This window comes from Enterobacter sp. K16B, assembly GCF_020216105.1.
Classification (GTDB): Bacteria; Pseudomonadota; Gammaproteobacteria; order Enterobacterales; family Enterobacteriaceae; genus Enterobacter; species Enterobacter sichuanensis.
This window is the reverse complement of sequence record NZ_JAIWJZ010000030.1, coordinates 43,520-54,847: the sequence shown is the minus strand read 5'-3', so window position 1 is coordinate 54,847 and position 11,328 is coordinate 43,520. Positions and strand designations below refer to the sequence as shown.

Genomic DNA, 11,328 nt, shown 5'->3' with positions numbered 1-11,328 from the left:
GTTTTTTGCTTTTATTTTTACTGCTCTGGCCTTTCTCTTAATCCCTTATCCTGCTAATGGAATGTGTGATCTTTGTCTCAATGTTGTTTATAACAAAATTATAACATTTCATTTACGAGGTAATTGAGTTTCAGGACTCAATACGCCGTAGTCTATGGCAGGAGCATAATCACAATGACAGAAAGCATTACATCAAACGGGACGCTGGCTAACAGTGATACCCGAAGAAGGGTATGGGCCATCGTCAGCGCCTCTTCAGGGAACCTGGTTGAATGGTTCGACTTTTACGTCTACTCATTCTGTTCACTCTATTTCGCTCATATTTTCTTCCCATCCGGCAACACCACTACGCAACTCCTACAAACGGCGGGTGTATTTGCTGCAGGATTCTTAATGCGACCCATAGGTGGCTGGTTGTTCGGCCGAATTGCGGATCGTCGGGGGCGTAAGGCCTCTATGCTGATTTCGGTCTGTATGATGTGTTTTGGCTCTCTGGTGATCGCCTGCTTACCGGGCTATGAATCGATTGGTACCTGGGCACCGGCGCTACTTTTACTGGCCCGCTTATTCCAGGGATTATCAGTGGGGGGCGAATACGGTACCAGTGCGACCTACATGAGTGAGATTGCGCTGGAAGGCCGGAAAGGCTTTTACGCCTCATTCCAGTATGTCACGCTGATTGGCGGTCAACTGCTGGCCATTCTTGTGGTGGTGATCCTGCAGCAGATCCTGACGGATGAACAGCTTCACACCTGGGGCTGGCGGATCCCGTTCGCAATGGGAGCCGCGCTGGCGATCGTTGCACTTTGGCTACGCCGTCAGTTAGATGAAACTTCTCAGAAAGAGGTCAGAACGCTGAAGGAAGCGGGAACGTTTAAAGGATTATGGCGTAACCGCAAAGCTTTCCTTATGGTGCTGGGCTTTACTGCAGGGGGCTCTCTCAGTTTTTACACGTTTACTACCTATATGCAAAAGTACCTGGTGAACACCACCGGGATGCACGCCAACGTTGCCAGCGTTGTCATGACTGTAGCGCTGTTTGTCTTTATGCTCATACAACCAATCATCGGGGCGCTCTCGGACAAAATTGGCCGACGAACGTCAATGCTTGTTTTTGGCGGATTATCAGCGCTCTGTACCGTTCCTGTTTTGACTGCCCTTCAGCACGTCTCCTCGCCGTATGCCGCATTTGCGCTGGTTATGCTGGCGCTGGTGATTGTCAGTTTCTACACCTCGATCAGCGGGATACTGAAAGCCGAAATGTTCCCGGCGCAGGTACGTGCTTTAGGGGTAGGACTCTCTTATGCGGTCGCCAACGCGTTGTTTGGCGGATCGGCGGAGTATGTTGCGTTGTCTTTTAAATCATGGGGAAGCGAAACGACATTCTTCTGGTACGTAACGGGAATGGGGGCGCTGGCCTTTATTGTCTCCCTGATGTTGCATCGTAAAGGGAAAGGCATTCGACTTTAATAGTGTGCCATCTGCCACACGGCATAGCCGGTCGTTGCGCCAGCGACGTCCCAGGCGAAATCTTTCCAGCTCCAGCCGCTCCCTGCGGGGCGGCTATCCCACAGCTCTTTTGACGCCCCAAGACCGATGGAGAACATCAGCCCAATCGTCGCGCTCCGATCCCGGCTGTATCCCTGATGTTGCGCATACTCATTACCGGCGGCGGACAGCATAGCGGAAGCGAGAAAATGTTGTGCTTTATCCTGTCCGGACCAGTTATCGTTGGCCATATGGCTACAGCCACTCAGTAAGATCACGCTCAGCAACAGAGGAATACGCATCAACGGGCTCCATAAAAAAGCCCTGCGATGGCAGGGCCTGGATATTACAGAATACGGCTGATAAGTCGGTCGATACGGATTCGACGTAAGCGGCGAATAAGCTTGCGAACTTTCACCGGATAATCGGCAATACTCTGCAGTTCGCGGTAGTGATTCACCACGGTTGTATGCGTGCGAATCAGTTCCAGCTCACGTTCACGCTTTGCGGCTAACTCATGCTGAGGGTCATGGATCAGGATAGCGTTTTCCAGATCCAGTCGCCACGCGCGTGGGTTCAGGTTGTTACCTGTCAGCAGCATCCACTCATCGTCGACCCACATGCCTTTCAGATGGTAACTGTTGTCTTCATCTTTCCAGAGACGCACAACCAGTTGGTCGGTATTAACGTAATATTGTAAACGGCTCAGGAAACGGCGCAGGTTAATCTCATAGAGATAAGGCAGCGCACCGATAATTTTGAACGGTTGATCTTCAGGAATGAAGAAGTCGTTTGCGGTTTTATCACCGACGATGATTTCCACTTTTTTGCCGTCGCGCAGTAGCTGAATGATATTGCGCACCAGCACGGCAGGAAGGTTGAAATACGGCGTACAAATGGTGAGTTTCTGCTCCGCGCACGGCATCAGATGGAAGATCGTTTTGTTCAGCTGGCTGGATTTGCCGAGCCCTACCAGCGGGGTAACGGATAACTCTTCGTTGTTTGCATCACCCTGGAAATGATAGACCGCATCACGCAGCTCCTGACGGAAGGCGCGAACATCATTTTTGATCTCCGGGCTTTTAGGACGCTCAGGATCGTCAAGTCGATTAACGCCACGGCCATGGACCAGATTTTTATCAACCCAGTTAAACATGATATCGGCCATCTGCGGATTGCGAATCAGATGGTAACGGTCGTAGCGATACTTATCGAGCTGATGCAGGTAAACATCATTCAGACTGGCGCCGCTGTAAAGCACGCTGTCATCGATGATAAAGCCCTTGAAATGAAGGACGCCGAGCGCCTCACGGGTATTGACTGGCACGCCATAAACAGGCACATCAACGCCAGGATTTTCCTGCGCCGTGCGGCAATACCAGTCAGCATTGGTGTTTGAAGCGGCAGCGCCAATACGGCCTCGCTGAGCGCGATGCCAGTCCACCAGCACGCGAACATCCAGCTCTGGACGCTGACGTTTGGCTTCATAAAGTGCGTTCAGGATCGCACGCCCGCCTTCATCTTGTTCAAGATACAGCGCCACAATGCAAATGCGTCGCGTGGCACTGGCAATCTTTTCCAGAAGCGTCTCCCGAAAATGCGCGGGAGCGTAAAAGAACTCTACATCATCAACTGACTGAGAAATCTTCGGTAGTTGAGCAAGGTGTTGTTGATGTTTATTACGCTTAAATTTTGACAACATCACAGTGCGTTTCTTCTCTGTTCATTGAAGGGTTGTTTGTACCATGCAAACAACATAAGCGGACAATGATACCACCAGTCCCGTCCAAAGTGGGTAACATTTCCAGTAGCTTACTCGTGTTTGTCTGCTGATGTCAGGCTTAGGGACAGGGCAACAATACCTTCGTCCAGCTGAATATCAACATCAAATCCAAGTTTTCGCGCCAGGGTCACCATACCGCGATTGTTAGGCATAGTAATGCCATTGAGACGTAACAATCCGTGATCTCGCGTATAACTGATGAGTTTTTCCAGCAGCCGTCTTCCCAGGCCCAGACCTTTGAGGTCGGAGCGTACCAGTACAGCAAACTCTGCATCCACGTTATCCGGGTCAGAAATAGCACGCGTAACGCCGAGGATCTCATCCCCCTTATCGGAGCGACGAACGGCCACAAATGCCATTTCTCGATCGTAGTCGATCTGGGTCATATTGGCTAAATCATCGTGGGTAAATTCGTTGATTTCGCTAAAATAGCGATAATAAAGATCCTCTTTCGTGACCTGAGAGATAAAGGCCCGCAGCTGGGGTTCATCTTCCGGAAGAATAGGGCGGAACAGCGCACGTTCTCCATTTTTCATCTCTACCCACTCCTCCAGTTGCAGAGGATACGGACGGATTGCCAGGCGGCTCTCGCTGTCTCCTTCAAATGGCTCGATATCCAGCGTCACGTCCAGCGCCGTAAACTCATTGCCGGAGGCAAGGAGCGGGTGGATATCCAGCCGCTGGATCTCGGCGCAATCTACAATCAGGTTAGACACCTGGACCAGGAACTGACTTAACCCGGCAATATCGAGCGGACGCAGCGCACTCCGGCCACGGATCTTTTTGCTTTTAATCGCCTGAATGATCAAATAGCGCGCCAGATTCATGTTCAGCGGCGGTAACGCCACCACGGCTTGCTCTTCCGGACGCCACTCAACGCCGCCTTCTCCCAACATGATCAGGGGGCCAAACACGGGGTCGTGTTCAACCACGACCCGCAATTCCTGAGCCCCTGCGCGGTTAGCCATGCTTTGCACCAGCAGTCCGTGGATCCGTGCCTGCGGCCAGGCCATTTTGACACGGTCGAAAATGGCATCTGCAGCCTGTTGTACCTCTGTCGCCGTGCGCAGGTATAACATAACTCCCTGAACATCGGACTTATGCGGAATATCCGGGGAGCGCAGCTTCAGGGCTACCGGATAGCCAATCTGCTCGGCAATGTGTACTGCCTCAGCGCTGTCGCTGGCGATCCAGGTCGGCAGGGTTTGCATGCCGTAACTGCCCAGAATGGGCTGAACTTCATGCGTATCAAGCGATGTCGCCCCCTCTTCGATAGCCTGCTGCAACAGGCGGTGAACGTCGACGGTATTCGCCGTCAGATTACCCGGCAGCGCCGGCGTTTCACGCAGCTGTTTCTGGTTGCGGCGATATTCCACCATGTGCATAAACGCGGTGATGGTGCCTTCCGGTGTACGGTAGGTTGGCAGCCCGGCTTCGCTGAACAAGCGTCGCGCCTCCTGAGAGGAAAACTCGCCGCACCAGTTGGTGAGCAGGGTGACATATTTGCCTCGCGGATGAGTACGCACGGCATCAATAAGCGCCCGCGCGCTTTCACTGCCCGGGGCGACCGCGCTGGGGGAGTGGATAATCATCAGCGCATCGAAATCCTGACTGTCCAGCAAAATGGAGATAGCGCTGATATAGCGTTCGCTGCTGGCGTCATCGCGCAAATCAAGCGGGTTGCCGGGCGTCACGCTGGTCGGAAGCGCGTCTCTCAGGCGCTGCAGCGTCTCTTCACTTAGGGTTGCCAGCTTGCCGAAGCGGCGCCACAGTTCATCCAGCGCGAGCGCGGCAGGCGCGGCGCCGTTACTGACAATCATTATCTTCTCGCCGCGCAGCGGGCGCATATGGCTTAACGTTTCAACGGCGGAAAACAGCTCGTGCGTATCCTGTACCCGCAGCAACCCCGCGCGCTGAATGGCTGCATCCCAGGCGGGATCCATACCGGAATGGGAATGCAGCAGACGTTGGGCCGCAGGGCTGCGACCGCTTTTGATCACCAGGATCGGCTTATTGCGCGACGCACTTCGCGAAGCCGATACAAATCGACGGGCGTCGCTAAGATGCTCAAGATAAAGCAGGATCGCACTGGTTTTGCTGTCTCGTGCGAGAAAATCCAGCAGTTCATCAACGTCGATATCCAGGCTATCGCCGAGGGCAATGAAGTAGGAAAATCCCATTTCACGCTGCTGCGCCCAGTCGAGAATGGTGTTTGATACCGCAGCCGACTGCGAAATAAACGCGAGCTTGCCTTTGCGGATCGGTACCGGAGAGAAGCTGGCATTCAGCCCCTGCCAGGGGGCGAGCAGGCCCAGACTGTTTGGCCCAAGAATGCGCATCTGATAGCGGCTGGCGCAGGCCAGAAGTTCGCTTTTTTGCTCAGGGGGAGACGAGAGAATAATGCAGGTTTTACATCCCTTCTTGCCGAGTGATTCCAGCAGTTCCGGATTTCGCTTCGCATTGGTACAGAGTACGGCAAGATCGGGCACGAAAGGCAGGCTTTGCACATCGGGCCAGGCCAGTACGCCCTGAACCGCTTTATAAGCCGGCGTGACGGGCATGACGGGGCCATTAAATCCACCGGCCAGCAGGTTACGCATCATCAGATAGCCTGCACGATCCGGTTTCATTGATGCGCCGATGACGGCAATGGATTTAGGACGAAGTAGCGCTTCTAACCCTCGCTGGCTCATGCAGGCCTCCTGTGAATGCAAGCGACCTGATGATTTTAAACGCTTTCTGGCTCTGTTGCTGTGACACTGCCCTTATGAACGGTTTTTCCCGCCAGATAGCGCTCCCGGAAACGTGAGAAATGGTTGCCCAGTGCGCCTGCCGCCGCGGTATCTCCCGCTAAATCCAGAAGCGCAATGGCAACTTCGGCGGTGCAGTATTGCCCGTCAGCATGCGCTTCACGCAGTCGGTAGGCGGAGACGCGGGAAAGATCGACAGAAATCACCGGCAGGGCGTCGAGGTAAGGGCTCTTGCGAAACATTTTTCGCGCTTCGGTCCAGGTGCCGTCGAGCATAATAAACAGCGGCGGCTTCCCGGATGGCGGTACCGAAAGCACCTGGCGATCGGCCCCTGCATAAGAGGCGGGGAAAACGACCATCGGCTGATAGTCCGGGCTTGCCACCAGGTCGAGCAGGGCCTGAGGGGGTTCTGTGCGGGACCACTGAAACGCGGCGGTATTAGGCAGAATATCGGCGATCAGACGTCCCGTATTGCTGGGTTTCATCGGCTCGGTATCGAACATGACCAGACAAAAACGACTCGCTGCCGTACCCGGGACCAGCGTCTCACACAGACAAACCTTTAGCGGTAACAGGCAGCGCTGACAGCGACGAATACGATTGCCGCGGGCAAGAAAGGGGCGAGTCGCGCGGGCAAGGCGTTCGGCGCGTAATTGAAGAACAGCGTTATTTGTCATGGGCGAAATGGAGGAAAAACCCTATTTTCGCAGAGGCGGGAACGGGGCACAAGATGTGCCCCGTGAATGTTACAGTGATTCGTTAAGCCAGCTATCAAACGGAGCTTTTGGTACCGCACCGTTGAGCATGTCGACCACTTCACCCTTTTTGAAGATCATAATGGTCGGAATGCTGCGGATCTGAAAACGCACGCTAAGCTCACGCTCCGCCTCAGTATTGACCTTAACAAAGCGCATTTTACCGCTGCGCTCTTCGGCGACATCTTCAAAGATTGGCGCGAAGTTTCGGCACGGGCCGCACCATGGTGCCCAGAAATCGACCACCACAGGGAGATCGTCCTTGAGGAGTTTGTCCAGCGTAGCACCCGTCGCGTTAATGACATCGCCATCAAACAATTCATGGCCACAACGTCCGCATTTCGCACCATCTTCGATCCGATCGTCCGGAATGCGATTAAGAGCCTGACAGTTGGCACATACGGTATTCATAACTAACCTCTGATAGAGCCGTGGGACAGCGGCAGTGCGCCGATTATGTTTCCAATATGTTACATATTATCAATGAGCCTGTTTGAAACAACAATGCGTTTTATTCAATGAGAACAATAGTCACAGGCTTTTGTACGAAATTATGGCTATGCGCTGGCACATCGGGTAATCTGCGCGCTTCGCGCAGCGCTGGTGGAGAAAAGCATGAACGACGAAATGAAAAACAAAAGCGGCAAGGTCAAAGTGATGTATGTCCGCAGTGATGATGACTCTGATAAACGCACCCAAAATCCGCGTACCGGAAAAGGTGGCGGGCGTCCGGCGTCTTCTCGTGCAGACGGTGGCCGTCGCCCCGCCCGCGATGACAGAAACAACCGCGGTGATGACCGCAAACGTGATGACCGTAAACGTGACGATCGCAAACGCGATGACTTCTCACGTGATAACGCCTCCCCGTGGCGCACCGTTTCGCGCGCGCCGGGTGACGAGACGCCAGAAAAAGCCGATCACGGCGGTATCAGCGGTAAAAGCTTTATCGACCCGGAAGTGCTGCGTCGTCAGCGTGCGGAAGAGACCCGCGTGTATGGCGAGAACGCCTGCCAGGCGCTGTTCCAGAGTCGTCCTGAGTGTATCGTCCGCGCCTGGTTTATCCAGAGCGTAACCCCTCGCTTTAAAGAAGCGCTGCGCTGGATGGCTGCAAACCGTAAAGCTTACCACGTGGTTGATGATGCCGAACTGACCAAAGCGTCAGGAACCGAGCACCACGGCGGCGTTTGCTTCCTGATCAAAAAACGTAACGGCACAACCGTTCAGCAGTGGGTCAGCCAGGCGGATGCCGATGACTGCGTGCTGGCGCTGGAAGATGTCGGCAACCCGCACAACCTGGGTGCAATGATGCGCAGTTGCGCGCACTTTGGCGTGAAAGGCGTGCTGCTGCAGGATGCTGCGCTGCTGGAATCCGGCGCCGCGATCCGTACTGCCGAAGGCGGAGCCGAGCACGTTCAGCCGATCACCGGCGACAGCGTTCTGGATGCCCTGGAGCAGTTCCGTAAAGCGGGCTATTCCATTGTCACGACGTCGAGCCATGCCGGTACGCCGCTGTTTAAAGCGACACTGCCGCGTAAAATGGTTCTGGTGCTGGGGCAGGAGCGCGATGGTCTGTCTGACGCGGCGCTCTCCAGCGCGGATCTGAGCGTTTCTATCGACGGGACAGGTAATGTGGAAAGTCTGAACGTGTCCGTTGCGACCGGCGTACTGCTGGCCGAATGGTGGCGTCAGAATAAGGCATAAGCCTCTTATGTGCCGGGTCAGCCCCGGCACATTCAAACCTTACTCGCTTTCTGCCGGCAACACAGGCATCCAGTCAATCGGCGTTTCGCCACGTTTTTCCAGCCATTCATTCGCCAGAACAAAATGATTACTGCCAAAGAAGCCGCGATGTGCAGACAGCGGTGACGGATGCGGTGCTTTCAGGACATGATGACGCTGACGGTCGATGATCGCCCCTTTCTTCTGCGCATGCGATCCCCAAAGTAAAAAAACCACCCCTTCACGATGCTCATTGATAAGGCTGATGACTTTATCGGTGAACGTTTCCCAGCCCAGGCTGGCGTGCGAGTGCGCCTGGCCCGCTCTTACGGTGAGCACGGTGTTTAATAACAGCACGCCCTGGCGCGCCCAGCTTTCCAGGTAACCGTGCGTGGGGCGGGTAAACCCGGGCACGGTTCCCTCAAGCTCTTTATACATATTGAGCAGAGAAGGGGGGATAGCTACGCCTGGACGTACGGAAAACGCCAGCCCGTGCGCCTGGCCCGGACCATGGTAAGGATCCTGGCCAAGGATAACGACTTTAACATCGCTCAACTCGGTATAGCGAAACGCGTTGAAAACATCCTTCTGCGGAGGATAAATCGTCTGGCCAGACTGTCGCTCTGCCGCAACGGTACTGAGGGTGTTAATAAAGTAGGGTTTCTGCTTCTCTTCTGCCAGCACATCGTGCCATGTCAACGGGGTGGTCATCTCGCTCTCCTGCGGATCTCATTCTGCGTCTAGCTTAACCGTTATAGTCGCGGGTGCAAAATCAGAGGCGGAAAATAGGCGTAAGTCACTCAATTTGTGTTGAAATTATGCGTTATAAGTTGAATTGGTAAGGTCGTAAAATTGATCTGAAACAATAAAATCAGACCATACTCTTTGTGTGGTTGGTGTTTTTATTGATTTAAATCAATAAATCACCGGAGTGTGAATGATATATATACACACAAGAAACAATGGTTTTACCAATTGGCCGCGCGAGGCCGGCATCAGTTAATGTAGCCTAAGGGAGGCAACACATGATTACAGGTATCCAGATTACTAAAGCTGCAAATGACGATCTGCTCAACTCTTTCTGGCTGCTGGACAGTGAGAAAAACGAAGCGCGCTGTGTCGTCGCGAAAGCAGGTTTTGCTGAAGACGAAATCGTGCCAGTGAGCAAACTGGGCGAGATCGAGTACCGTGAAATCCCAATGGAAGTGAAACCGGAAGTGCGCGTGGAAGGTGGTCAACACCTGAACGTTAACGTGCTGCGCCGCGAAACGCTGATGGACGCGGTTGAGCATCCGGAGAAGTATCCACAGCTGACCATTCGCGTGTCCGGCTATGCTGTGCGTTTTAACTCTCTCACCCCAGAGCAGCAGCGCGACGTTATCGCGCGTACCTTTACTGAAAGCCTGTAATGGCTTCAGGCTGGGTGGAATAAAAAAGCCGGGATTCCCCGGCTTTTTTTTACTCTTCTGTTTTTGGCTCTGTCGTGGCAGAGCTTGGCTTACGGCGCTTACCAATATTTTTGGTATCGCGATGGCGCTGTTTCACGCGCGGCTTCTCTTTTTCTTTCTCTTTTCGCTCAGCACGTTTCGCGAGTGCTTTCTTGGACGGTTTACCCGTCATCTTCTCACTCGGCGCACGTGTGGTCGGGCGGAGCTCGTCGATGACGCGCGCTTTCAGCGGCTCATCAACATATCGGCCAATTTTCTTCAGCAGCAGGTAGTCATGAGCCTCGACCAGTGAAATCGCAATACCTTTGCGACCCGCGCGGCCGGTACGACCAATACGATGCAGATAGGTATCTCCGCTGCGCGGCATATCGAAGTTAATGACGTGGCTGACGTCCGGGATGTCGATCCCGCGTGCGGCAACGTCGGTGGCAACCAGCACGTTAACACGGCCATCGGTCAGGCGCTTAATGCCTTCGGTACGCTTGATCTGCGCCATCTCGCCTTCAAGATAGCAGTTGTTGATGCCGGCATTACGCAGCATTTCAGCCAGCTCGTGTACACGCTCGCGCTTACGCACGAATACGATGGTACGGGTAGCTTCTTCCTGCTTCAGCAGGTGCTTAAGCAACGCCACCTTGTGCTCAAGATTGTCTGCGCGGTAGTACCACTGGTGGATCTTCTTACGCTCGCGTGTGGACGGCGTGGCAGACACTTCAACCGGATCATCCAGCAGACGCTCTGCGAAATCATTAATTGCTTCCCCTTCGAGGGTGGCAGAGAACAGCATCGTCTGGTTACGCCAGCGCGTCTCACCGGCAATGTGCTCGATATCCTGGGCAAAGCCCATGTCCAGCATGCGGTCGGCTTCATCCAGAATAAGCGTTTCAACCGCGCGGCAGTCAAAGTTCTCTTCTTTGATGTACTGCAGCAGACGGCCCGTCGTCGCCACGACGATGTCCTGGTTTTCGCTGAACACTTCGGCGTGGTTCATGTACGCAACGCCGCCAGTGATGGTGGCAATATCCAGATGCGTATTCGCCGCGAGTTCACGCGCGTGATCGGCAACCTGCATAGCCAGTTCGCGCGTAGGCGTCAGGATTAAAATACGCGGCGGGCCAGATTTTTTACGTGGAAAATCGAGCAGATGCTGCAACACAGGCAGCAAATAGGCTGCTGTCTTCCCCGTGCCGGTTGGCGCAGAACCGAGCACATCGCGGCCCTCAAGCGCAGGCGGAATGGCCGCTGCCTGAATGGCGGTCGGGCGTGTAAAGCCTTTGCTCTCAAGGGCATTGAGCAGGCTTTCATCGAGTTCAAGTTCGGAAAAAGTCGTTACAGTCATGTTCTACCTCTGTGTGGGGCGCTGATTATAGACGTTACGGCTGTAA

Annotated in this window: 10 protein-coding genes; 3 read left to right on the top strand and 7 right to left on the bottom strand. The window is 54.1% G+C overall.

Annotation, left to right across the window (positions count from 1 at the left end):
- The first annotated feature begins 174 nt into the window (after positions 1–174).
- Positions 175–1,470 carry an MFS transporter gene (locus tag LDK53_RS08135; RefSeq protein WP_025757620.1) on the top strand — a complete coding sequence of 432 codons (1,296 nt, stop codon included), beginning with the start codon at positions 175–177 and terminating at the stop codon, positions 1,468–1,470.
- On the opposite strand, the gene LDK53_RS08130 is transcribed toward LDK53_RS08135, so the two are convergent.
- The 5 genes from LDK53_RS08130 to trxC all read right to left on the bottom strand — a co-directional run bounded on the left by LDK53_RS08130 (position 1,467) and on the right by trxC (position 7,187).
- Positions 1,467–1,790, bottom strand: coding sequence for a YfiM family lipoprotein (locus LDK53_RS08130; RefSeq protein WP_025757621.1), 324 nt, complete (start codon positions 1,788–1,790; stop codon positions 1,467–1,469). The two genes, LDK53_RS08135 and LDK53_RS08130, sit on opposite strands and share 4 nt — an antisense overlap.
- Before the next feature lie 44 nt (positions 1,791–1,834).
- Positions 1,835–3,190 (bottom strand): CDP-diacylglycerol--serine O-phosphatidyltransferase, encoded by a 1,356-nt coding sequence (pssA, locus tag LDK53_RS08125; protein WP_025757622.1) that lies wholly within the window; start codon positions 3,188–3,190, stop codon positions 1,835–1,837.
- A 110-nt stretch (positions 3,191–3,300) separates the two neighbouring features.
- Positions 3,301–5,964: a bifunctional acetate--CoA ligase family protein/GNAT family N-acetyltransferase gene (locus LDK53_RS08115; RefSeq protein WP_225285376.1), complete on the bottom strand. Its 2,664-nt coding sequence runs from the start codon at positions 5,962–5,964 to the stop codon at positions 3,301–3,303.
- Positions 5,965–5,999: 35 nt separating this feature from the next.
- On the bottom strand, positions 6,000–6,698 hold the full coding sequence (gene tapT, locus LDK53_RS08110) for a tRNA-uridine aminocarboxypropyltransferase (protein WP_225285375.1): 699 nt from the start codon (positions 6,696–6,698) through the stop codon (positions 6,000–6,002).
- 69 nt (positions 6,699–6,767) lie between these two features.
- Positions 6,768–7,187 (bottom strand): thioredoxin TrxC, encoded by a 420-nt coding sequence (gene trxC / locus LDK53_RS08105; protein ID WP_225285372.1) that lies wholly within the window; start codon positions 7,185–7,187, stop codon positions 6,768–6,770.
- A gap of 204 nt (positions 7,188–7,391) precedes the next feature.
- Between trxC and LDK53_RS08100 the strand changes: the two genes are divergently transcribed.
- On the top strand, positions 7,392–8,477 hold the full coding sequence (locus tag LDK53_RS08100) for a tRNA/rRNA methyltransferase (RefSeq protein WP_025757629.1): 1,086 nt from the start codon (positions 7,392–7,394) through the stop codon (positions 8,475–8,477).
- A gap of 39 nt (positions 8,478–8,516) precedes the next feature.
- Here LDK53_RS08100 and ung read toward each other — a convergent pair whose 3' ends face one another.
- Complete coding sequence (gene ung / locus LDK53_RS08095) at positions 8,517–9,206, bottom strand: uracil-DNA glycosylase (protein WP_059386024.1); 690 nt, start codon at positions 9,204–9,206, stop codon at positions 8,517–8,519.
- Positions 9,207–9,520: 314 nt separating this feature from the next.
- Between ung and grcA the strand changes: the two genes are divergently transcribed.
- Positions 9,521–9,904 (top strand): autonomous glycyl radical cofactor GrcA, encoded by a 384-nt coding sequence (gene grcA, locus LDK53_RS08090; protein ID WP_008502190.1) that lies wholly within the window; start codon positions 9,521–9,523, stop codon positions 9,902–9,904.
- A 49-nt stretch (positions 9,905–9,953) separates the two neighbouring features.
- On the opposite strand, the gene srmB is transcribed toward grcA, so the two are convergent.
- A complete protein-coding gene (gene srmB, locus LDK53_RS08085) occupies positions 9,954–11,282 on the bottom strand; it encodes an ATP-dependent RNA helicase SrmB (protein ID WP_025757631.1) in 1,329 nt (442 codons plus the stop codon).
- Positions 11,283–11,328 lie beyond the last annotated feature (46 nt).